Raw genomic sequence first — 22152 nt, 5'->3', positions numbered from 1 at the left:
GCAGCGGCGATGCGTCAGTGCATGTAGAGGCCGCCGTCGACGTTGAGCGTCTGGCCCGTGACGAACCCGGCGTCCTCGCTGATCAGGTAGGTGACCGCGGCGGCGATGTCGCGCGGGGTGCCGATGCGCGGGAGCACGCCGTCGGCGGCCATCGCGGTCTTCCGCTCCTCGGTGAGCGTGCCGCCCATGATGTCGGTGTCGATCGGCCCGGGGGCGATCGCGTTGACGGTGACGCCCTGCGGGCCGAGCTCGCGGGCGAGGCCGCGCGTGAGCCCGATCACCCCGGCCTTGGCGACCGTGTACGGCGTCTTGCTGAACGTCCCGCCGCCGCGCTGCGCGGACACCGACGACAGGTTCACGATCCGGCCGTAACCGTTCCGGACCATCGACTCCGCGGCCCGCAGGCTCGCGAAGTGCACGCCGTCGAGGTTGATCGAGAGCACGCGGTGCCACTCGCCCTCCGGCAGGTCCAGGTACGCGTGCGCCGAGGAGACCCCGGCCAGGTTCACGAGTGCCACGATCGGGTCGAGCTCGGCCTCGATCGTGTCGAAGGCGGCCCGGACGGCGGACTCGTCCGCGACGTCCGCGCCGACGCCGACGGCCCGGACGCCGTGCTGCTCACGGATCTCGGCAGCGACCGCCCTCGAGGCGTCGTCGTCGAGGTCGATGACGCCGACGTCCCAGCCGGCCTCGGCCAGGTGGTGCGCGGTGGCACGGCCGATGCCGCGCGGTGACGCTGCTCCGGTGAGGACGACGGTCTTGCTCTGGTTGCTCATGGTCGTTCCCTCCGGGTTCAGTGGATCGGTGCCGGGCCGAGCTCGTCGAGGAGCTTCTGCATGGCGACGTAGGCGCGGTTGCGGTAGGCGACGAGCTCCGGCGTCCGGTCGGCGGGCACGTCGAGGTAGCCGGAACCGGACTTCGTGCCGAGCTCGCCGGCGTCGACGTGCTGCTGCAGCGAGGACGGGGTCGCGAAGCGTTCCGGCCAACGGGTCTGCAGCGACTCGAAGCAGAACGCGTAGACGTCCAGCCCGGCCATGTCCGCGATCGCGAACGGGCCGAAGAACGGCAGACGGAACCCGAAGGTCGTCCGGACGATCGTGTCGATGTCGTCGGGGGTCGCGATGCCCTCGTCGACGATCTTCGTCGCCTCCTCGAACAGGGCGTACTGCAGGCGGTTCAGCACGAAGCCGGTGGCGTCCTTCACGCGCGCCGACTGCTTGCCCGTCGCGGCGACGACGGTCTCCGCGACCTCGACCGCGTGGTCGTTCGTCGTCGGGTGCGGGATGAGCTCGACGCCGGGGATGAACGGTGCCGGGTTGGAGAAGTGCACCCCGAGGAAGCGCTCCGGACCGGTGACGGCCTCGGCGAGGGACTGGATCAGGATCGTCGACGTGTTCGACCCGATGACCGCGTCGGGTCGCGCAGCCGCACTGATCCGACGGAGGGTGTCGTGCTTGATCTCGAGCTTCTCCGGGACGGCCTCCTCGATGAAGTCGGCCGTGGCGACCGCTTCCTCGATGGAGTCGGCGGCACTGAGGTGTGCGTCGACGCGCGCCACGGCGTCCGCGGGGAACAGCCCGTCGGCGACGAACTGCTCCGTCTCGGTGATGAGCCGCGCGCGGTTGGCTGCGGCGATCTCGGCGGACACGTCCGCGATCCGGACGGTGTGGCCGGCGAGGGCGAGGACCTGTGCGATCCCGCCGCCCATGTAGCCGGATCCGACGACGGCGATGTCGAGGGTGCTCATCGGGTTGCTCCTTCGGTGGTCGTCCCGGCGGTCACGGCGGTCCCGCCGAGCTTCGTCGTCGCGAGGACGGATCGGATGTACTGCTGGTTCGTGGCGCAGACGCCGAGGCTGTCCCCGCCGTACTGCTCGGTCATGAGGATGCCGCGGAAGCCCTTCGCCACGGCATCGCGCAGCACCTGCCGGTAGTTGATGAGGCCGGTCTCCATCGTGCTCGGCGCGCTCGTCGCCCAGCTGCCGTCGGCGGCCTCGTCCCGCGTGTAGTTCTTCACGTGCAGGTAGTTCGTGTGCGGCATGGTCGTCGCGAACAGCTCCTTCCAGTCCTCCACCGGGCGGTGCAGGCGGATGAGGTTGGCGACGTCGGCGTTCAGCCCGACGTTGTCCAGGCCGATCTCCTCGACCAGGCGGACGGCGCTGTCACCGGTGCCCAGGTAGGTGTCCTCGTAGAGCTCGAGCGCCATCGGCAGCCCGACCGAGGCGGCGTGCTCGCCGAGTTCGCGGAGCCGGGAGACCGCGGCGGCCCAGACCTCCGGGTCGTCCGGGTCCTTCGGCCCCTGCGCCGTCCAGAACCAGAGCGCCCGCTGCTGGGCCTCGTTGAACGGCTGGTGCAGCCCGGTCGAGAACACCTGCATGCCCCACTCCGCGGCGGCGTCGATCGTGCGGTGGGCGTAGGCGAGGTTGTCCTCCTCGTGCCCGGGCTGGATGACGCTCTTCCGCTGCAGGTGCACGGACGGGATGCCGATGCCGTGCGATGCGGCGATCGCGAGGAACTCGTCCCGGCGGGATGCCTCGAGGTCGGCGGGGCGGATGTGGCTGTCGGCGAGTTCGGCGAGCGAGAAGCCCGCGGCGGCGACCTGTCCGAGGATGTCGTCCCAGACCTCGGGTGCGGCGTCGTGCACGGCGACGCCGTCCGGACCGACCGCGGGGAAGCCGTGCAGGCACGCGGCGATCGGCCACGTCTCGGCGGTCCAGGTCGCGGTGTCCCAGTCCTGCTGGACCCAGTCCTGTACGTGGTTCACGGAATGCTCCCTTGCATGTCGCGGTTCGGCGATGAACCTCTTTCCTATAGGAAAGATACATGCTCCACGGCAGAGCGCAACCATCTCGACCAAACCCCCCGTACGGGGGCTCCGAAGGAGATCGGGCTCGGAGGATCAGGACGCCCGTACCGCTGACCCGAACCTCGGTACGGGCGTCCGTGCCCTCATGAAACGCACGCGGGCGGAGGGTCAGCCCGCGTGCGACGCGTCGGCCCGCGACCGCAACCGGACGGCGTCGATGTGCACACGCATCGCGGCCACGGCCGATCCGGGGTCCTCGGCGAGCGCGTCGAGGATCGCGCGGTGCTCGTGCACAGCGCGGTCCGTGTCGTCGCCACCACCCTCGACGATCTGCCGCATCCGGTGCACGCGCGTCGTGATGATCTCGGACATCTCGAGCAGGAACGGGTTCCGGGCGGCGTCGAACACGAGCTGGTGGAACTGCCAGTCGCTCCGGAAGAACCGGGCCATCAACTCCTCGGACGCGGCACCGACCCCGATCGTCGCGATCTCCTCGGCGACGGCCGCCTGGTCCGCGAGCGCCGCACCCAGGCGTTCCCGCAACGCGGCGACGTCCCCGCGGGCCGCGAGCTCGACGGCACCGCTCTCGACGATGAGCCGGGCGTCGAAGAGGGCTTCGAGCTGGTCGCCGGCGAGCGGCGGTGCGACGCGGTAGCCCTTGTTCGCCTCGCGCACGACGAGTCCGGTCCGTTCGAGCTGGACGAGGGCTTCGCGCACCGGGGTGGGCGAGACGCCGAGGGTCCGGGCGAGGCCGTCGATCGACAGGCGCATCCCGGGTTCGACGTCGTGGCCCATCAGGACGTCGAGCACCCGGTCGTAGACGCGGTCACGGAGGCCGCGCTGCGTGATGGGCTGCGCGTGGAAGCCGGGCACCGTGGTCGTCACACCCTCGATCCTAGAGAATCGACGACGCGCCGCCCTTGCGCACCTCGCACGGTGCGAGGCGACTCCGCACTGTGCGAGGCTCCGGACACTGTGGCAGGGCGCGCGGCTCGCACGGTGTACGGAGCCTCGCACGCTGCGGGCGGGCGCAGGTGCGGGCGGGCGGGCGCAGGTGCAGGCCGCGCGCCGCGCTACCCGAGGCGGGCGGCCAGGAACTCGACCATGTGCCGCACGAGCCGCTCGCGCGAGGTGGCGCGGCGGTACTCGTGGCCCTCGCCCTCGAGCTCCAGGTACTCCACGTCGTGGGACCGCTCGCGCAGGGCGGCGACCACCTGGTGCGCCTCGCCGATGGGGACGTTCGTGTCGAGTTCGCCGTGCACGACGAGCAGCGGCGCCGTGACGTCGTCGACCGCGCGCATCGGCGAGAGCGACGCGAGCAGGTCGGCGTCGTCCACGGGGTGGCCGTACTTCGTCGCGGCCGCGGAGGCGATCCACGGCTCGGTGTCCCGGTAGAACGTCGCGAAGTCGCTCATGCCGCACACCGCGACCCCCGCCGCGAACACGTCCGGGGTGAACGCGAGCGAGGCGAGCGTGGCGTAGCCGCCGTAGGAACGGCCCTCGACCGCGACGCGTTCCCGGTCGGCGAGCCCGTTCGCGACGAGCCACCGCGCACAGTCCACGACGTCGGCGAGCGCGTTCCAGCGCAGCCCGAGGTCGTCGGCGTGCACGAACTCGGTGCCGTACCCGGAGGACCCGCGGATGTTCGGCGCGAACACGGTGATGCCGGCCGCGGCGAGCGCCTGGTGCTGGGGCGAGAAGGTCGGGCGTTCCTGCGACTCGGGCCCCCCGTGCAGGTGGACCATCGCCGCGCCGGGCACGGACGCCCGGTAGAGCCACCCCGTCAGCTCGAGGCCGTCCCGCGCCGCGAAGCGCTCGAGCGTCGGTTCCACGAGCGTGGCGTGGGGCAGCGTCGGGACGTCCGTCACCCGGCTCCAGGTCAGCTCGTTCGTGTCCAGGCGCCAGAGTTCACGCGGTCGGGTGGGTCCCTCGACGGTGAGGATCACGCTCCGGCCGTCGCGGCTGAGCACCGGGTCGGTGACCACGTACCCGGGCAGGTCCGGCACCGGCGTCCGGGAGGCGGAGTGCGTGTTGATGAGGTCGAGTTCGCTGCGGCCGTCCACGTTCCAGCCGAGCAGCAGCGTCCGGCCGGCGTCGTCGGCGTCGAGGAACTCGAGTTCGGCGTCCGGCCGGCCCATGATCAGCCGGGGCTTCCCGCGCCAGCCGTGCGGCCCGACCGGCTGGGCGATGAGCTGCCGACGGGGTGCGCCGGCCTCGGTCGCCACGTAGGCCACGAGCGGGCTGGTCTCGCTCGCCGGTGACGGGCGGAGGAACGCGATCTCCGCGGACCCGGACGGCGGGTCGATGAGCAGCGGGTGGCTCTCGTCGGTGAGGCGGTCCACGACGACGACGAACTCGTGCCCGCGCTGCCCGTCGCGCAGCACGACGAGGCGTTCCTCCACCGAGAGGTCGAGGATGTGGATGAGCTCGCCGACCGCCAGGTCACCGCGGTCGCCCGAGACCGGGTCGACCAGGTAGGAGCGTGCGGGCTGGTCGGCCTCGGTGGAGGGCAGTGTGATCACGACGCGGTGCCCGCTGCGACTCCAGGGGCCGAGTTCGGCGTGCTGGTAGCGGGACCCGGCGATCTGCGCGGCGTCGGTGCCGTCGGGCCGGACGACCCAGACCTGCTGCTTGACACCGCCGTCGGTCGCGATCGCGACGGCCAGCCACTCGCCATCGGAGGACCACGTGACCCGGATGACGGGGTCGTCGGAGAGCGTGATCCGGACGGGTTCGGGCTGGGGACCGTCGACGACGACGTCCTGCACGAAGACCTCCGGCGTGCCGTGCCGGTCGCTGACGAACGCCACCCGGCGTGCGTTCCGCGTCATGGTCGGGCCCCACGACCCCCATGCGGCCGTGAGCTGCTCGCCCAGACCGACCGCGGTCCTGGTGGTGTCCGTCTGCCGGACCGCCGCCGGCGGGACGACGGGAGCGGAGCCTCCCGGCTGGTTCACCGCACCCCCTGCTGCTGCAGCCACATCTCGATGAGGCCCAGCTGCCAGAGCGCGTTCGCGCCGATCTCGGTCCGTGTGCTGTTCGGGTCCTGGAGCATCCGCTCGACCGTACCCGGGTCGAACAGCCCGCGTTCCCGGGCCGCAGGCGCGGTGAGCGCGTCGCGGACGCGCTCCAGGTAGGGGCCCTCGAGCTGCCGGATCGCGGGCACCGGGAAGTACCCCTTCGACCGGTCGATGACGGCGTCCGGCACGATCCCACGTGCGGCGCGCTTCATCACGCCCTTGCCGCCGTCGGCGAGCTTGAGCGCCGGCGGGATGGCTCCGGCCAGCTCGACGAACTCGTGGTCGAGGAACGGGACCCGTGCTTCCAGCCCCCAGGCCATCGTCATGTTGTCGACGCGCTTCACCGGGTCGTCGACGAGCATCGTCATCGTGTCGCTGCGGAGTGCGGCGTCCACGCTCGTCTCGGCGCCCGGCACCGCGAACGACGCGTCCACGAAGGCCGAAGGGGTGTCGTCGTCGCTGCGCCAGCGCTCCCCGAGCATCGGTTGCAGCGCCGACCACCTGCGGTCCATGAACACCGACCGGTACGCCTCGGCGGCGTCGGCGCGCGGGACGTCCGCGAGCGGCGGGTACCAGTCGTACCCGCCGAGGACCTCGTCGGCGCCCTGTCCGGACTGGACGACCTTGACGTGCTGGGAGACCTCTTGGGAGAGCAGGTAGAACGCGACGCAGTCGTGGCTGACCATCGGTTCGCTCATCGCGGCGACGGCACCGTCGATGCCGTCGAGGAGCCGCGACGACGGGATCCGGATGCGGTGGTGGTCCGTGCCGAAGTGTTGCGCGACCAGGTCGGAGTACTCGAACTCGTCGCCGGACTCACCGCCGGCCGACTCGAAGCCGATGCTGAACGTGGCGAGGTCCTGCTGGCCGGCCTCGGCGAGCAGGGCGACCACGAGCGAGGAGTCGATCCCGCCGGAGAGCAGCACGCCGACCGGGACGTCGGCGACCATGCGCCGCTCGACCGCGGTACGGAGGGAGTCGATGAAGGCCTGCTCCCAGTCCTGGTCCGACCAGTCGGCCCTGGCGGGGTCCCGTTCGAAGCGGGGCGCCCAGTAGGTGGTGTCGGTCGCCGTGCCGTCCGGTTCGACGACCCGGACGGTGGCGGGCGGCAGCTTGCCGACGCCGGAGAGGATCGTGCGCGGTGCCGGGACGATCGAGTGGAAGCTCATGTACGACGCGAAGGCGACCGGGTCCACCGCGGTGTCGACGCTGCCGCCGGGACCGTTCCCCGCCAGGATCGCCGGCAGGGAACTCGCGAACCGGAGTCCGCCGGGGACCTCGGCCACGTAGAGCGGCTTGATGCCGAGCCGGTCGCGGGCCAGCACGAGCCGTCCGCTGGCGTGCTCCCAGATCGCGATCGCGAACATCCCGATGAGGTGGTCGACGAAGGCCGTGCCCCACTCGGCGTACGCCGCGACGATCACCTCGGTGTCGGAGGTCGAGTCGAACCGGTGGCCCTTGCCGTGCAGCTCGTCGCGGAGCTGCCGGTAGTTGTAGACCATGCCGTTGTAGGCGATCGTCAGTCCGAGCCGCGTGACGACCATCGGCTGCGCACCGGCGGTCGACAGGTCGACGATGGACAGCCGGCGGTGCCCGAGCGCGACCGGGCCGCGTGCCCAGAGCCCGTCGCCGTCGGGGCCCCGGTGGACCAGGCACCCGGTCATCCTGGCGACCGCTCCGACGTCCGGGGACGTCCCGTCGAAACGGATCTCGCCCGCGAGTCCACACATCAGCTGGCCCCTGTCGTCGTGCCGTCGGTCCGTCGGCTCGTGCCCTGGGCGGGGTCCCGACCGATGATCCACGTGTCCTTGGCGCCGCCACCCCGCGAGGAGTTGACGACCATGCTGCCCTCCGGCGCGACGCGGGTGAGTGCGACGTCCGCGAGGCGCGTGTCGTCCGGCCCCGTCCCCGTGACGTAGACGAATGCGCGGAGGTCCACGTGCCGTGGGTCGAGGCCCGCCGGGCCGATCGTGGGGTGCGACGAGAGCTGCACGACCTCTTGTCCGACCCAGCCGGCCGGGTTCGCGGCGATCTCGCGTCGGCGTTCGGCGACCTCTGGTGCGCTCGCGCTCGGGCCGATCAGGACGTCTCGGCCGCCCTCGCCGTCGACGGGCTTCGTGACGAGCTCGCCGACCCGGTCGAGCACGGAGAGCCGCTCGCCCTCGATGCTGGTGCGGTAGGTCGGCACCGATTCGAGCAGCGGCTTCTCGTCGAGGTAGTACCAGATCAGGTCCGGCACGTTGACGTACATCGCCTTGTCGTCGACGAGCGCGTTGCCCGGCGCGTTCGCCAGGTACACGCGGCTCGCCTCTGCCGCGTCGAGGATACGCGCGCCGAGGTCCGGGGTGCGCTCGTTCGTCAGCGCGCTCGCGTCGCGGTCGACGCGCAGGTAGAGCGCGTCGACGACGTCACCGGTGGACGCCTCGATGACGCGTCCGTCGCGGACGTCCAGGTCGGATTCGGTCAGGAGGCGCAACCCGGCTCCGTCGGCGATCCTGCGGTGTTCGTACCACGCGCCGGCGGCGGGGCCGTCGGTCACGAGCGCGATGACGGGGTCGGCCCGGCCGGTGACCGCGGTCGCGTTGGTCCGGAGGGTGTCGCGGACGCGGTGGAGGACGGAGTGCGGGTCGCGTAGGTGCGCCGGACGCGGGGCGTCCGGGACGACCTCGTCCATGAGCTCGCGCAGGGCGACGCCGAACGCGACGCCGGACGGCGAGCGGACGTTGTCCTCGAGCACCCGCCAGCCGCCGAACTCGTTGCGGACCAGGTCGAACCCCATCACGGGCGCACGGACGGCGGCATCCGGCAGGCGGGCGGCGTCCGGGTCCCAGCCGTTCGCACCGACGAAGTCACGCTCGTCCATCGCCCCGTCCGCGACGATCCGCCGCTCACCGTAGGCGTCGCGCAGGAACAGCTCGATCGCCCTGGCGCGCTGCCCGAGCCCGGCTTCGAGCTGGGACCACTCGTACGCGCTCACGGTGCGCGGGACGAGGTCGCAGCCGAACTGCTGCGTGGCACCGGCGACCACGAAGCCCACCTCGTGCTCGCGGGTCCAGACGTCTCGTGCGGTGCAGTGCTCGATGGTGGTCTCCGCGTCCCAGCCGCGGAAGAACGCCGCCAGGTCACGGAAGGCCGGGCGCGGTCGAGCGCCCGGCCCGACGGCTTCGTCCCCGGCGCGGACCCGGTAGGACGGGATCGCGACGATCGGGTGGTCGTCCCGCCCGGAGGGCGTTCCCGCGGTGTCCTCAACCACGAGGGCGACGACGTCGTCGAGTTCGCCGCGCTCGGCGTACGCGGTGCGCTGGCGGTCGGTCGAGTTGCCGCGGGCGAGGGTGTCCTCGAGGAGGTCGCTCACCGTGCCCCAGTCGCCGAGCTCCTCGAGCTCCGGCCGGAGGCGGGACACCAGCTGGCGCACGGCGATCTCCGCGGGGAGCCGCTCCGGGTGCTGCCCGAGCCCCAGCAGGTCACCGCTGAGACCGCTCCGTGCCGCCTGCCACATCGCCGCGCGGTGCAGGGGTTCGCTGCGGGGGTGCCACTCGGCCCCGGACTCGACGGCGATCTCGGCCTTCCGCACCGCGGCACGGAACAGTCCGGCGATGAGGACGGCGTCGTCGACGACCGGGGTCGCGTCGCAGACCCGCAGCTCGAGCGTCGGGGCGTGCGACGACGGTCGGACGTCGAAGTACGCCATCTTCTTGTCCGCGATCACACCGGAGGCGATGAGGTCGTCGAGCACCTTGTCGTACTCCGCCGCGCTCTCGACGCGGCCGAAGCTGCCGGCCGACGGCCAGCGCTGCCAGATGATGCTGCGGAAGGACGCGTACCCGGTGTCCTGGCCGTTCCAGAACGGACTCGAGGCGCTCAGCGCGAGCAGGACCGGGAGCGCCGGGGCCACGCGCTGGGCGATCTGCACCGCGAGGTCGCGGTCGCTCACGCCGACGTGCACCTGCAGGCCGCAGATGAGCTGTTCGTCCACGAGCATCCGGTACTGCTCCTGCATGCGGCCGTAGCGACCGCCGGAGGTCAGCTCGAAGTCGGCGTACTCGGACCGCGGCGCCGTGCCCGCCGCGGCGATGGTGACCCCGGCCGGAGCGATCGCCGCAGCGAGCTCGGTCCTGAGGTCGACGATCACCCGCCGGAGGTCGTCGAGGGTGGTCACCACCGGGGTGTTCGTCTCGATGGTCGTGCGCTGCAGTTCGGCGCCGAAGCGGTCTGCGGGCAGCTTGGGGAGAAGGCGGGGGGCCTTCGCGGAAAGTCGGCCGGACTCGAGGTCGATGAGGTGCAGCTCTTCCTCGGCGCCGAGCGTCAGCTCTGCACTCATGTGTGGAACCTACCCGCGACACCTGTGGTCCGCGCGGCGGGGTACGCCGCGCTGTGAAGAACCGCGGGCCATCACGTACAAGTGGAGGAATGACGGCGACCGCATTCTGCCTCCACGCCCTCGGTTCGAGCTCCGAGGAGTTCGCGACGCTGCGCACCCGGCTCGTCGGCACACTCGACCTGATCGGCATCGACCTGCCCGGCTTCGGCCGGAGCACCGCCGCGACGGGCACCACCGTCGAGGAGATGACCCAGCTGGTCGAACGGGCCATCGGCCGGAGCGGTGCCACGGAGTGGGTGCTCATCGGCCACTCGATGGGCGGCAAGGTCGCGTCGGTCGTCGCGTCGCGCACCGTCGACGGGTCGAACGGGCTGTTCGGGCTCCGGGCGGTCGTGCTGCTCGCCGCCTCCCCGCTCTCCCCCGAGCCGATGGACGAGGAGCGTCGGACCAAGATGCTCGGCTGGGCTGCCGACGGCGAGATCGGCCCGGACGAGGCGGACGCCTTCGTCGCGGCGAACACCGACGCCCAGCTCCCGCCCGAGCCGCACGCGATGGCCGTGCACGACGTGCAGCGCGCCGACCCACGGGCGTGGACCGACTGGCTGCACCGCGGCAGCCGTGAGGACTGGTCAGCCGCGTTCGGACCGAACCCGGTCCCGGCGCTGATCCTGGCCGGCGCGGCCGACGGCGACCTCGGCGAGGACGCACAGCGCGAGCTGAACCTGCCGCACTGGCCGAACGGCACGCTCGACGTCGTCCCCGGCGCCGCGCACCTGCTGCCGTGGGAGCGTCCCGACCAGGTCGCCGACCGCATCCGCGACTTCTTCGACGGTCGCGTCGACCGCGGTCCGGTGGTCCCTGCGGCGACCGCCCGTGTGATCGCCTCCCCCCGGGTCAGTGCCCGGACGCGCGGGATCCTGGCCGTGCGCTCGCTCCCGGACGACCCGGGCGCGACTCCCCAGGCGCTCTCCGACGCACAGCTCGCGACGCTCCGAGCCGTCGCCCGGGTCGTCGTGCCGCAGTCCGACGACCGCCCCGTGGACGTCGCACTCCGTGTCGACGCCCAGCTCGCGGCGGGGCTCGGCGACGGCTGGCGGCCGGACGGGCTGCCGGCGGACGTGGACGCCTACCGGGCCGGGCTCGACGCGCTCGCGCCGGAAGCGGCCAGGGGGGACGACCACCTCGCCACCGTGCTCGACGCCGTCACCGAGGGGCGTCACGATCCCGCCGCCGGTCCGTTCGACGCCGAGCAGCTCCGGGCGTGGGCCGAAGACGCGAGCGTCGACCTGGTCAAGCAGTGGGTCGCACACCCCGCGACGATGGCCGAGATCGACTACGACGGCTTCGCCAACGGCGGCAACGGCGTCCGCAAGCAGGGCTTCCAGCTCCTCGGGGCCGGACAGCGCGAAGCATGGGAACCGACGGGAGCAGCACGATGAGACTCGACCACCAGCGCCGGTACGCCGAGGACGAGGTCGTCGACGTGGTCGTCGTCGGCACGGGAGCCGGTGGCGCACCGCTCCTCGCGACCCTGGCACGCAAGGGCCTGCACGTCGTCGCCCTCGAAGCCGGGCCGAACACCGAGCCCGGCGACCACACGCCCGACGAGGTGGAGGCCCCGGGCGACATCAACTGGATGGACGAGCGGATCAGCGGCGGGAACGCGCCGACGGCGTTCGGACCGAACAACAGCGGCACCGGCGTCGGCGGCTCGACGCTGCACTGGGGTGCGTTCACCCCGCGCCCGAACGAGCACGACATCCGGCTGCGCACCGACTCCGGGCAGGGCGAGGACTGGCCGATCGACCACGCCGAACTCGTCCGCTACATCGAGCAGGCCGAGCACGACGTCGGCGTCGCGGGCCCGGCGCACTACCCGTGGGACCCGGCCCGTCGCTACCGGATGGGACCGCCGCCCCGGAACGCGTCGTCGGACATGATGATCCGCGGGGCCGCCGAGGTGGGGATCACCGCGACCGACGCTCCGGTGGGCCTCACCACCGAGGACCGGATGCAGGAGCACCACGGGCTGCGTCAGGCCTGCGTGTCCTGCGGGTCCTGCCACCAGGGCTGCCGGAACGGCGCGAAGGTGTCGATGGACACCACGTACCTGCCCGCTGCGGTGGCGTTCGGCGCCGAGATCCGCGCGGAGTCGTTCGTGCACGGCATCGAACTCGACGCGAACGGCGCGGTCGAGGCGGTCGTGTACCGCCAGGGCGGCCGCGACCACCGGCAGCGCACCCGTGCCCTCGTGCTCGCGGCCGGCGGGATCGAGACGCCACGGCTCCTGCTCCACACCGGGCTCGCGAACAGCAGCGGGCAGGTCGGGCGGAACTTCACCGCGCACGGCGGGACGCAGGTGTGGGCGACGTTCGACGAGTCGATGCGCTCCTACCGCGGCTACCCGTCGTCGATCATCACCGAGGACTTCATCCGTCCCGCCGACGCCGACTTCGCCGGCGGCTACCTCATCCAGAGCCTCGGCGTGCAGCCCCTCACCTTCGCCACGTCGCTCGTCCGCGGCGGCGGGCTTCGCGGTGCGGCGCTCGTCCGGGCGATGCGGGACTACCCGCGGATGGCCGGTGTCGGGATCAACGCCGAGTGCCTGCCGTACGACGACAACCGCCTCGTGCTCTCCGACGAGCTCGACGCCAACGGGGTCCCGAAGGCGCGGGTGTCCTTCTCCCCCGGCGCGAACGAGGACGCCATCGAACGGCACGCGATCCGGACGATGACCGCGATCGTCGAGGCTGCCGGAGGCCGTGACGTGCGCGTGCTGGACCGCACCGCGCACACGGTCGGCACCGCGCGGATGGGCGCGGACGCGGCGAGCTCGGTCGTGGACGCTGCCGGGCGGTCGTGGGACGTGCCGAACCTGTGGGTCGTCGACAACTCGGTGTTCCCGAGCTCCCTCATCGCGAACCCGGCGCTGACGATCATGGCGCTGTCGCTCCGCACCGCCGACCGCCTGCTGCGGGACGACGCGGCGGCCGACCGGGACGAGGCGCTCCTCACGGCCTCCTGATCACGAGCAGCGCGGCCAGCGTCGCGCCGTCGGTGATCTCTCCGGCTGAGACTGCGGCGTCGACCGCGGACGGGTCGAGCTCGACGGTGGTCCAGTCCTCGCCCGGCTCGAGTGCGGTCTCCCGGCGATCGGTGACCGTCCCGACGAACACCCGTGTCCGGACGTCCGAGACCCCGGGCTCGGCCACGAAGGTGCCGACCTCGGTGAGTTCACCGCAGACAGCGCCGGTCTCCTCGAGGAGTTCACGAGCGGCGGCCTCCGCCGCGGAGCCGTCGCTCGGCCCGATCCCGCCCGATGGCAGCTCGTAGCGCGGCACGGGGCCGATGGTGTCCCGCACACCGTGCACGAAGACGAGCCGATCGCCGATCGTGGCCGCGACGATCACACTGTCCGCAGAGCGGAGCCGGAACCAGCTCCGCTCTGCGGCGTCCACCGTCTCCGTGACGGTGAACCACGGGTTCGCGTGCACGACCGCCGCACTCGAGCGGTCCGGCTGCCACTGGTCGCGGGAAGGGACGCCGACGGGCCTGGCCGTCCTGCTGGTCATCCGCAACCGGAGGTCGATCTCGTGCTCGTCCGCGGGTGGATCGTTCGCGTCCATGCCGGCGAGCCACGTGAGGCCGCGCAGTCCACGGCTGTCCCGCCCGACGAGCGCTAGCGCCCAGACGGTGTCCGGACCAGTCGCGGCGGCGTGACGCTGCGCCCAGTCCATCGCCTGCAGCACGTCCGCTCCGGTCAGGTCGTACGTCGCGGTGGTGTACGTCTCGTCAGAGGATTCCTGCACGTAGACGCGGAACCGCGGGTGGTGGTCCTCCCACGTGCTGTCCCGCTCGTCGACCTCGGTGGCGTCCATGCACCGAGCGTACGGGAGCTCGGTGTCCGGTGAAATTCCACGTAGGGTGGCCGTACGGGTCGCAACACCGCCGGGTGGCGACCCTGGGGCAAGCGTGAAGCCCACCACCGCGCCAACGGTGATGGGCTTCGGGTTGCTCTCCGAGTGGAAAGCCGGGACGGGCAACAGCCGTTCCCGAGTTCTGACGCTCGGGTTCAGTGTAATCGGACCCCGGTCCGATCGCACGTCCGTCCCGGCTCCACTCCTCGTGTCCGCCGGCGCAGACACCCGGAGGAGGTCTCGATGTCGGAAGACAACGGGTCCGCGCCCAGGCGTCAGGTTCCCTGGTTGGGGATCGCGAGCTTGCTCGTGACCGTGGCCAGGCTCCTGCACGATCTGTGGCGGAAGGGCTGAGACAGGGCGTCCCGCGTCGGTCACGACCGCCGCGGGACGCTCGGGCGTCAGCCGCGCGTCCGCGCCAACCGCCGGTTGAGCGCCCCGTTCAGCAGCGCGACGAGCAGCCCCACCGCGAACACCAGCGTCCCGAAGCAGAGCACCTGCGGCGGCATCCCGGCCTTCGCGGCGCCGTACACGAACAGCGGGAACGTCACCGAGGGCCCGGCGACGAACGAGGTGATCACGTAGTCGTCGATCGACATCGCCAGCGCCAACAGCCCCGCCGCGAGCATGCCCGGCGCCAGCAGCGGCAGGGTCACGAGCCGGAACGCCTGGAACGGCGTCGCCCCGAGGTCCCCTGCGGCCTCCTCGAGCGCCCGCGACGTCCCCGCGATCCGCGCTCGCAGCACCACCACCACGTACGCCACGTCGAACGCGACGTGCGTGAGCAGCACGGTGAGGAACCCGGTCCCGAGCCCGATCGACAGGAAGAACGACAGCGACGCGGATCCGACGACGATCGACGGCGCCGCGATGTCGGCGAACACGACGGCGTTGACGGCCCCGCGCCCGAAGAACTTGTAGCGCTCGAGCGCCAGGGCCAGCGGCAACCCGATCGCGACCGAGACGATCGCGGCCAGGAACGCGATGACGACCGAGGTCACGAACGCCGACCCGAGCCCGGACACGTTCACCAGGTTCGCGTACCAGTACGTCGTGAACCCGTTCCACGCGAAGGACAGCCGGTTCGTCGGAGCGTCGTTGAACGAGTACACGATCATGTAGACGATCGGCACGAGCGTGATCGCGATGACCACCCAGTACACGACCGCGAGCCATGGCCCGCGACGGTTCACGCCGTGCCGGTGCACGACCGGTGCGGAGACGGGCGACGCGGGGGTGGTGCTGCGGGGTGGTGCGACGGCGGTCATACGAGGTCCTCGAGGTCGTCGGTGCCGGACACACGGGCGTAGATGAACAGGATGATCCCGAGCACGACCATGAGCACGGTCGAGAGCGCGGCGGCGACGTTGTACTGCTGGTTGCCGGAGTAGGCGTCCTGGATCGCCTGCCCGATCGTGTACGTGTTGGTGCCGCCGAGGAGCGCCGAGTTCACCGGGTCGCCGACGCAGTCGATGAACACCAGCAGGACCCCGGCGAAGATGCCGGACCGGGACAGCGGCAGCGTGGTGTGCCAGAACGCGCGTGCCTTGCCGGCGTACAGGTCGTTTGCTGCCTCACCGAGCCGCGGATCGATGCGCTCCAGGGCGGCGTAGATCGGCAGCACCATGAACGCCAGGTCGTTGTACGCGTCACCGAAGATCACCGCCCCGCCGGTGCCCAGGATGTGGAAGTCCTTGCCGGCGAGCCCGATCCCCTGCAGGAAGGTGACGACGGGCCCCTGGGACGCGAGCACGAACGCCCACATGTCGGTGCGGATGATGAACGACACCAGGAAGCTCACGAAGACGAGCATGAGCAGCGGGTTCTTCCACCGCGGGGACACCCGGAACGCGATGAAGTACGCCACTGGGTAACCGACGATGATGGTCACCAGCGTCGCAGCGAAGCCGTACCAGAGCGATCGGAGCAGGAACGTCAGGTACGGCACCGTCGGGTCGACGAAGAGCGACGAGTAGATCCCCCAGTTCCAGGTGAACGTGTAGCCGTCGTCCGGGTTGCCGGACATGAGCGAGACGATCAGCCCGGACAGCAGCGGGATGACGAAGAACACGGCGAGGTACGCGGTCCCGACGAGCGCCAGCAGGAACGGCGTGCTGCGACGACGCCCCCGGCGCACCGGCGCGGTACCGGCCGGTCCGAGCCCCGGAGCCACCCCGACGGCGCTCACGACTGCACCACCGCGTTGAAGATGCCGTTCCACTCGGAGTACTCGTCGTAGTTCTCGAACACCCGGAACTCGTGCGACTTCGCGAGCACCGAGGAGTCCGGGAACACCAGCGGGCTGTCCGCCACGGTCGCGTCGTCGAGCTGGTCGCGCACGTAGTCCTCGGCGGCGGGCACCGGACAGACGTAGTTGACGTAGTCCTCGACGATCCCGGCGATCTTGGGCGTGTAGTAGAAGTCCATCCACGCGAGCGCCGACACCGGGTTCGCCGCCTGCTTCGGGATGAGCATGTTGTCGTGCCAGGTCATCTGCCCCTCCTCCGGCGTGACGAACTCCAGGTCGGGGAACCCGGACTGCTGCGCCTGGAAGACGTCGCCCGACCACGCCTGGGTGATCCAGGTGTCACCGTTCTCGAGCCGGTTGATGTAGCTCTGGTCGTAGAACCCGGTGACGCTCGGCCGGAGCTCGCGGAGCCATGCCTGGGCCTTGCGCCAGTCGGCCGGGGTCGACGTCTCGGGGGCGATGCCGAGCGCGAGCAGGGCCAGGGAGCCGAGCTCGGTGTTGTCGCTCATCAGCCCGACACGGCCCTTGAACGCCGGGTCCTTCAGGTCCTGGAAGGACGTGATCTTCCGTCCGGTGTACTTCGGGTTGTACGCGAGCCCCGTGAACCCGGTCTGCCACACGACGGAGTGCTTGTTGCCCGGGTCGTAGTTCGGGTCCTTCACGGAGTCGGACGCGTGCTCGGCGAAGTTCGGCAGCCGGGAGTGGTCGAGCTCGCACACGAACCCGTTCTTGATCATCTCGGTGAGCTCGTACCCGTTCGTCATCACGACGAGGTCGTACCCGGTGGCCCCCTGGGCCCGGAGGATCGGCGAGACGGTCGCGTAGAACGTCGCGTTGTCCTGGATCACCGCCTGGTAGTCCACCGCGATGCCGGTCGCCTCCTTGAAGAGCGCCAGCGACTCGGACTTGCCGTGGTCGGAGTCGATGTAGAGCGGCCAGTTCGCGAAGTTGAGTTCCTTGGTCGCCTTCGCCTCCTTCCAGAACGCCGTCCAGTCCACCGCGGGGCCCATCGACGCAGCGGAGCCCTTGATGCTGCAGCCGGCGAGGAGTGCCGCGACGGCGGCCGCGCCGCCGCCGGCCAGGAACCCCCGTCGGCTCACCCGGGCGGACGTCAGTCCGCGCACCAGGTCGGGTCCGGCGCTCACGCGACCGCACCTGCGGTGGCGGTCTCGGCCTGGAGGCCCGGTGCGGGCTGGGTGGTGACGCTCGCGTCGGAGCCGGTGGGAGCCTCCACGCCGAAGCCGTGGTCGACGCCCCACGTGAGCCAGACCTCGGTGCCGGACGGGATCCGCGGCCCGCCCTTCGAGTTCTGGGCGAAGACGGAGACGCGGCCGGCGCCCGGCACGTCGACCAGGTACTGCGTGCTCACGCCCGAGAAGGAGACGTCGACGACGCGTCCGGGACCGAGGATGTTGCGGCCCGCCTCGCGGGCCGGTTCGGCCGTGCGGATCTTGAGCTTCTCGGGACGCACCCCGACGACCACGCGACCGGAGGTCGCGACGGCGCGCGCAGCCGGCACGGCGATGGTGCCGGCCGTGGTGGCGACGACGAGGAGCTCGCCCTCGGTCCCGCGCACGTCGCCCTCGAGCAGGTTCGACTGCCCGAGGAAGTTCGCCACGAACGCCGTCCGCGGCAGCTCGTACAGGTCCTGCGGGCTGCCCATCTGCTCGATCCGGCCGCCGTTCATGACGGCGACCGTGTCGGCCATCGTCATCGCTTCCTCCTGGTCGTGGGTGACGTGCAGGAAGGTCAGCCCGACCTCGGCCTGGATCGTCTTCAGCTCGAGCTGCATCTGGTGCCGGAGCTTGAGGTCGAGCGCGCCGAGCGGTTCGTCGAGGAGCAGGAGCGCCGGCCGGTTCACGATCGCCCTGGCCAGCGCCACGCGTTGCTGCATGCCGCCGGACAGCTGCGCCGGCCGCTTCGACGCCGACGCCTCGAGCTCGACCAGGCGGAGTGCCTCCCGCGCCTTCGTCATCGGGTCCGGGATCCGCCGGCGCTTCAGCCCGAAGGCGACGTTGTCGAGCACGCTCATGTGCGGGAAGAGCGCGTAGTTCTGGAAGACCGTGTTGACGGGCCGCTGGTAGGGCTTCGTCTCGGTGACGTCCTTCCCGCCGATCGTGATCGTGCCGCTCGTCGGCTCCTCGAGCCCCGCGACGAGCCGCAGCGTGGTGGTCTTGCCGCAGCCGGACGGACCGAGCAGGGCGAAGAACGAGCCCGCCGGCACCGTGAGGTCGAGGGCGTCCACCGCGGTGTGTCCGGGGAAGGACTTCGTGATCTGTTCGAGCCGCAGGTCGGCTCCCGATTCGGCGAAGGTGCCGGTCATTGCCATGGTGCCTCCAGGGGAGTGGTCGGCTTCAGCCGATGTAGGACATGACGTGCTTGATGCGGGTGTAGTCGTCGAACCCGTACTGGGACAGGTCCTTGCCGTAGCCGGAGTGCTTGAAGCCGCCGTGCGGCATCTCGGCGACGATCGGGATGTGGGTGTTGATCCACACGCACCCGAAGTCGAGGTCACGGGCGAAGCGCATCGCCCGCGCGTGGTCGGTCGTCCACACCGAGCTCGCCAGGCCGTACTCGACGTCGTTCGCCCACCGGAGCGCCTCGTCCTCGGTGCTGAACCGCTGGACGGTCTGCACGGGGCCGAAGACCTCCTGCTGCACGATGCGGTCGTCCTGCCGGAGCCCGGACACGATCGTCGCCTGGTGGAAGTAGCCGACGTCACCCTGCCGCGCACCACCGAGCTCGATCGTGGCGTGGTCGGGGAGCGTGTCGAGGAAGTCCCGCACCTGGGTGAGCTGGTTCGCGTTGTTGACCGGGCCGAAGTACCCGGCGGTGCCGGTCTGGGCGTTCACGCGTGCTTCCTCGGCGAGCGCCGCCACGAACTCGTCGTGGATGCCGTCCTGCACGAGCAGCCGGGTGGCGGCGGTGCAGTCCTGCCCGGCGTTGAAGAAGCCGGCGGCGACGATGCCGGCCACCGCGGACGGGATGTCGGCGTCGTCGAACACGATCACCGGGGCCTTCCCGCCGAGCTCCAGGTGCGTGCGCTTGAGGTCGCCGGCGGCGGCGCGCGCCACCGCCATCCCGGCTCGCACGGACCCCGTGATCGACACGAGCTGCGGAGTCGGGTGGTCGATCATCGCGGCACCGGTGCTGCGGTCCCCCACGACGACGTTGAGGACGCCCGGTGGCAGGAACTCGGCGGCGACCTCGGCGAGCAGCAGGGTCGTCAGCGGCGTCGTGTCGCTCGGCTTCAGCACGGTGGTGTTCCCCGCGGCGAGCGCCGGGGCGAACTTCCACACCGCCATGTTGAGCGGGTAGTTCCACGGGGTGACCTGGGCGACGACGCCGATGGGTTCGCGCCGGACGAAGGACGTGTGGTCGGCCAGGTACTCGCCGGCACTGCGGCCCTCGAGGTTCCTGGCGGCACCGGCGAAGAACCGGATCTGGTCGACGGAGAGCAGGATCTCGTCCTCGACCAGGGTGGCGCGGGGCTTCCCGGTGTCGAGCGACTCCAGGTCGGCGAACTCCTCGGCACGGGCCTCGACGGCGTCGGCGATCCGGAACAGCGCGAGCTGCCGCTCCCCCGGGGTCGTGCGCCGCCAGGTCTCGAACGCGGTGGCGGCTGCGTGGAAGGCGTCGTCGACGTCGGCGGCCGTCGAGATCGGCGACACGGCGTACTCGGCCTCGGTCGTCGGGTCGACCAGGCCGAACGTCGTGTCGGCCCGTGACGCCACCGACGCGCCCCCGACGAAGTTGCGGAGGTCACGCGTCACCGTGTCCGTCGACGTCTTCGTGGTGTCCAGCATGGCGGCGATACTGGCACGGTTTCCCATGGTTCGGAAGACTTGTAACAACGGAAATCGTCGTGAAACACGTTGTTCACAACGGAATCCCTTGCATTCTTCGTGACCGCGCTGCCATGCTGTCCGGCATGGCGGCAGCACCACGACGTCCGGGACCGATCGACGACATCTCGAAGCGCATCATCGAACAGCTCCAGGCGGACGGGCGCCGCCCGTACGGCGAGATCGGCAAGGCGGTCGGTCTCAGCGAGGCGGCGGTCCGGCAGCGCGTGCAGAAGCTGACCGAGACCGGCGTCATGCAGATCGTCGCGGTCACCGACCCGATGCAGCTCGGGTTCCACCGGCAGGCGATGATCGGCATCCGCGTCAACGGCGACACCCGCAGGGTCGCCGACGAACTCGAGAAGCTCCCGGCGGTCGACTACCTCGTGATGACCGCCGGCAGCTTCGACCTCATGGTGGAGGTCGTCTGCGAGGACGACGACGACCTCATCGAACTGCTCAACGGCACGATCCGGGCCATCCCGGGCGTGACCGGCACCGAGACCTTCGTCTACCTGCAACTCCGCAAACAGCTCTACGACTGGGGAACGCGATGACCATCTCCGACCAGAAGACCGACCAGCCCACCCGGCTCGGCTCCTACGACCCGTTCGCCCCGGTGGACGACGCCGCCCTGCAGCAGAAGTCCCGCGACCACCTCTGGATGCACTTCGCCCGGCACGGTGCGAACCAGGCCGGCGCCGACGTGCCGATCATGGTCCGCGGTGAGGGCCACCACGTCTACGACAGCCACGGCAAGGGCTACATCGACGGGCTCTCCGGCCTGTTCGTCGTCGCCGCCGGGCACGGCCGGAAGCGCCTGGCCGAGATGGCGGCGAAGCAGGCCGAGACGCTGAGCTTCTTCCCGATCTGGTCCTACGCGCACCCTGCGGCGATCGAGCTCGCCGACCGCCTGGCCGACCTGGCACCGGGCGACCTCAACAAGGTGTTCTTCTCCACGGGCGGCGGCGAGGCCGTCGAGACCGCCTTCAAGCTGGCGAAGTACTACTGGAAGCTCCGCGGCAAGCCGATGAAGCACAAGGTGATCTCCCGCGCGGTCGCGTACCACGGCACCCCGCAGGGCGCCCTGGCGATCACCGGCATCCCCGCGATGAAGCAGATGTTCGAGCCGCTGACCCCCGGTGGCCTCCGGGTGCCGAACACGAACTACTACCGCGCGGACGAGATGGGCTTCGCCGGGCAGAGCGAGGAGGAGTTCGGGTACTGGGCCGCCGAACGCATCCGCGAGATGATCGAGTTCGAGGGCCCGGACACCGTCGCCGCCGTGTTCCTGGAGCCGGTGCAGAACTCCGGCGGCTGCTTCACCCCGCCGCCCGGGTACTTCCAGCGGGTGCGCGAGATCTGCGACGAGTACGACGTGCTCCTGGTCTCCGACGAGGTCATCTGCGCGTTCGGCCGCATCGGCACGATGTTCGCCTGCGACACCTACGACTTCGTGCCGGACATGATCACCTGCGCCAAGGCGATGACCTCCGGGTACTCGCCGATCGGCGCCACGATCATCAGCGACAAGATCTTCGAGCCGTTCTCCACGGGCGACACGACCTTCTACCACGGGTACACGTTCGGCGGGCACCCGGTCTCCGCCGCCGTCGCGATGGAGAACCTCGACATCTTCGAGGAAGAGGGCCTGCTCGCGAACGTGCAGCAGAACGCCCCGCTCTTCAAGGCCGAACTGGACACCCTGCTCGACCTGCCGATCGTCGGCGACGTCCGCGGTGCCGGGTACTTCTACGGCATCGAGCTCGTCAAGGACAAGACCACGAAGACGACGTTCGACGACGACGAGTCCGAACGGCTGCTCCGCGGCTTCCTGTCCAAGGCGCTCTTCGACGCGGGGCTGTACTGCCGTGCCGACGACCGCGGCGACCCCGTCGTGCAGCTCGCGCCGCCGCTCACCATCGGGCAGCCCGAGTTCCGCGAGATCACCTCGATCCTGCGGAGCGTGCTGTCCGAGGCGTCCTCGAAGATCTGA

General features: G+C 71.0%; 17 protein-coding genes. 4 read left to right on the top strand and 13 right to left on the bottom strand.

The window, feature by feature from the left end; genetic code table 11:
• Window positions 1-14 precede the first annotated feature (14 nt).
• The 7 genes from ACIPJY_RS11975 to ACIPJY_RS11945 all read right to left on the bottom strand — a co-directional run bounded on the left by ACIPJY_RS11975 (window position 15) and on the right by ACIPJY_RS11945 (window position 10146).
• Window positions 15-776, bottom strand: a complete 762-nt coding sequence (locus ACIPJY_RS11975; protein ID WP_400464189.1) for an SDR family NAD(P)-dependent oxidoreductase — start codon at window positions 774-776, stop codon at window positions 15-17.
• A 17-nt stretch (window positions 777-793) separates the two neighbouring features.
• Window positions 794-1747, bottom strand: a complete 954-nt coding sequence (locus tag ACIPJY_RS11970; protein WP_400464192.1) for a 3-hydroxyacyl-CoA dehydrogenase family protein — start codon at window positions 1745-1747, stop codon at window positions 794-796.
• Window positions 1744-2763 carry a sugar phosphate isomerase/epimerase family protein gene (locus ACIPJY_RS11965; RefSeq protein WP_400464195.1) on the bottom strand — a complete coding sequence of 340 codons (1020 nt, stop codon included), beginning with the start codon at window positions 2761-2763 and terminating at the stop codon, window positions 1744-1746. Before ACIPJY_RS11965 ends, ACIPJY_RS11970 begins: the two co-directional genes overlap by 4 nt.
• Window positions 2764-2973: 210 nt before the next feature.
• A complete protein-coding gene (locus ACIPJY_RS11960) occupies window positions 2974-3690 on the bottom strand; it encodes a GntR family transcriptional regulator (RefSeq protein WP_400464198.1) in 717 nt (238 codons plus the stop codon).
• A 188-nt stretch (window positions 3691-3878) separates the two neighbouring features.
• Window positions 3879-5762: a S9 family peptidase gene (locus ACIPJY_RS11955; protein ID WP_400464201.1), complete on the bottom strand. Its 1884-nt coding sequence runs from the start codon at window positions 5760-5762 to the stop codon at window positions 3879-3881.
• On the bottom strand, window positions 5759-7555 hold the full coding sequence (locus ACIPJY_RS11950; RefSeq protein WP_400464203.1) for an N-acetylglutaminylglutamine amidotransferase: 1797 nt from the start codon (window positions 7553-7555) through the stop codon (window positions 5759-5761). The genes ACIPJY_RS11955 and ACIPJY_RS11950 overlap by 4 nt, the downstream gene beginning before the upstream one ends.
• Complete coding sequence (locus tag ACIPJY_RS11945) at window positions 7555-10146, bottom strand: glutamate--cysteine ligase (RefSeq protein ID WP_400464206.1); 2592 nt, start codon at window positions 10144-10146, stop codon at window positions 7555-7557. Before ACIPJY_RS11945 ends, ACIPJY_RS11950 begins: the two co-directional genes overlap by 1 nt.
• Before the next feature lie 89 nt (window positions 10147-10235).
• On the opposite strand from ACIPJY_RS11945, the gene ACIPJY_RS11940 reads away from it, so the two are divergent.
• Entirely contained in the window at window positions 10236-11585 is a 1350-nt protein-coding gene (locus ACIPJY_RS11940) for an alpha/beta fold hydrolase (protein ID WP_400464209.1), read from the top strand.
• A complete protein-coding gene (locus ACIPJY_RS11935; protein WP_400464212.1) occupies window positions 11582-13171 on the top strand; it encodes a GMC family oxidoreductase in 1590 nt (529 codons plus the stop codon). Before ACIPJY_RS11940 ends, ACIPJY_RS11935 begins: the two co-directional genes overlap by 4 nt.
• On the opposite strand, the gene ACIPJY_RS11930 is transcribed toward ACIPJY_RS11935, so the two are convergent.
• The 6 genes from ACIPJY_RS11930 to ACIPJY_RS11905 form a co-directional block, all read right to left on the bottom strand.
• On the bottom strand, window positions 13158-14024 hold the full coding sequence (locus tag ACIPJY_RS11930; protein ID WP_400464214.1) for an NUDIX domain-containing protein: 867 nt from the start codon (window positions 14022-14024) through the stop codon (window positions 13158-13160). The genes ACIPJY_RS11935 and ACIPJY_RS11930 overlap by 14 nt on opposite strands.
• 440 nt (window positions 14025-14464) lie before the next feature.
• The gene (locus tag ACIPJY_RS11925; protein WP_400464217.1) at window positions 14465-15331 is read right to left on the bottom strand and encodes an ABC transporter permease; all 867 of its coding nucleotides are present in this window, start codon (window positions 15329-15331) and stop codon (window positions 14465-14467) included.
• Window positions 15328-16251 (bottom strand): ABC transporter permease, encoded by a 924-nt coding sequence (locus tag ACIPJY_RS11920; RefSeq protein WP_400464220.1) that lies wholly within the window; start codon window positions 16249-16251, stop codon window positions 15328-15330. The genes ACIPJY_RS11925 and ACIPJY_RS11920 overlap by 4 nt, the downstream gene beginning before the upstream one ends.
• Window positions 16248-17456 (bottom strand): spermidine/putrescine ABC transporter substrate-binding protein, encoded by a 1209-nt coding sequence (locus ACIPJY_RS11915; protein WP_400464223.1) that lies wholly within the window; start codon window positions 17454-17456, stop codon window positions 16248-16250. The genes ACIPJY_RS11920 and ACIPJY_RS11915 overlap by 4 nt, the downstream gene beginning before the upstream one ends.
• Window positions 17453-18634 carry an ABC transporter ATP-binding protein gene (locus ACIPJY_RS11910; protein ID WP_400464226.1) on the bottom strand — a complete coding sequence of 394 codons (1182 nt, stop codon included), beginning with the start codon at window positions 18632-18634 and terminating at the stop codon, window positions 17453-17455. The genes ACIPJY_RS11915 and ACIPJY_RS11910 overlap by 4 nt, the downstream gene beginning before the upstream one ends.
• Window positions 18635-18665: 31 nt before the next feature.
• A complete protein-coding gene (locus tag ACIPJY_RS11905; protein ID WP_400464229.1) occupies window positions 18666-20117 on the bottom strand; it encodes an aminobutyraldehyde dehydrogenase in 1452 nt (483 codons plus the stop codon).
• Window positions 20118-20230: 113 nt separating this feature from the next.
• On the opposite strand from ACIPJY_RS11905, the gene ACIPJY_RS11900 reads away from it, so the two are divergent.
• Together ACIPJY_RS11900 and ACIPJY_RS11895 are read left to right on the top strand one after the other, a co-directional pair.
• Window positions 20231-20713 (top strand): Lrp/AsnC family transcriptional regulator, encoded by a 483-nt coding sequence (locus ACIPJY_RS11900; RefSeq protein WP_400464232.1) that lies wholly within the window; start codon window positions 20231-20233, stop codon window positions 20711-20713.
• Window positions 20710-22152 carry an aspartate aminotransferase family protein gene (locus tag ACIPJY_RS11895; RefSeq protein WP_400464235.1) on the top strand — a complete coding sequence of 481 codons (1443 nt, stop codon included), beginning with the start codon at window positions 20710-20712 and terminating at the stop codon, window positions 22150-22152. The genes ACIPJY_RS11900 and ACIPJY_RS11895 overlap by 4 nt, the downstream gene beginning before the upstream one ends.

Source organism: Curtobacterium sp. NPDC090223 (assembly GCF_044746585.1).
Lineage (GTDB): Bacteria > Actinomycetota > Actinomycetes > Actinomycetales > Microbacteriaceae > Curtobacterium.
Note: the sequence above shows the minus strand (reverse complement) of the source record. Positions and strands in the feature narration are given on the sequence as shown.

Excerpts from the sequence above, each read along its gene's own strand:
- ACIPJY_RS11975 (WP_400464189.1), bottom strand. The coding sequence starts at position 776 with ATGAGCAACCAGAGCAAGACCGTCGTCCTCACCGGAGCAGCGTCACCG.
- ACIPJY_RS11970 (WP_400464192.1), bottom strand. The coding sequence starts at position 1,747 with ATGAGCACCCTCGACATCGCCGTCGTCGGATCCGGCTACATGGGCGGC.
- ACIPJY_RS11950 (WP_400464203.1), bottom strand. The coding sequence starts at position 7,555 with ATGTGTGGACTCGCGGGCGAGATCCGTTTCGACGGGACGTCCCCGGAC.
- ACIPJY_RS11945 (WP_400464206.1), bottom strand. The coding sequence starts at position 10,146 with ATGAGTGCAGAGCTGACGCTCGGCGCCGAGGAAGAGCTGCACCTCATC.
- ACIPJY_RS11940 (WP_400464209.1), top strand. The coding sequence starts at position 10,236 with ATGACGGCGACCGCATTCTGCCTCCACGCCCTCGGTTCGAGCTCCGAG.
- ACIPJY_RS11935 (WP_400464212.1), top strand. The coding sequence starts at position 11,582 with ATGAGACTCGACCACCAGCGCCGGTACGCCGAGGACGAGGTCGTCGAC.
- ACIPJY_RS11930 (WP_400464214.1), bottom strand. The coding sequence starts at position 14,024 with ATGGACGCCACCGAGGTCGACGAGCGGGACAGCACGTGGGAGGACCAC.
- ACIPJY_RS11925 (WP_400464217.1), bottom strand. The coding sequence starts at position 15,331 with ATGACCGCCGTCGCACCACCCCGCAGCACCACCCCCGCGTCGCCCGTC.
- ACIPJY_RS11910 (WP_400464226.1), bottom strand. The coding sequence starts at position 18,634 with ATGACCGGCACCTTCGCCGAATCGGGAGCCGACCTGCGGCTCGAACAG.
- ACIPJY_RS11905 (WP_400464229.1), bottom strand. The coding sequence starts at position 20,117 with ATGCTGGACACCACGAAGACGTCGACGGACACGGTGACGCGTGACCTC.
- ACIPJY_RS11900 (WP_400464232.1), top strand. The coding sequence starts at position 20,231 with ATGCTGTCCGGCATGGCGGCAGCACCACGACGTCCGGGACCGATCGAC.
- ACIPJY_RS11895 (WP_400464235.1), top strand. The coding sequence starts at position 20,710 with ATGACCATCTCCGACCAGAAGACCGACCAGCCCACCCGGCTCGGCTCC.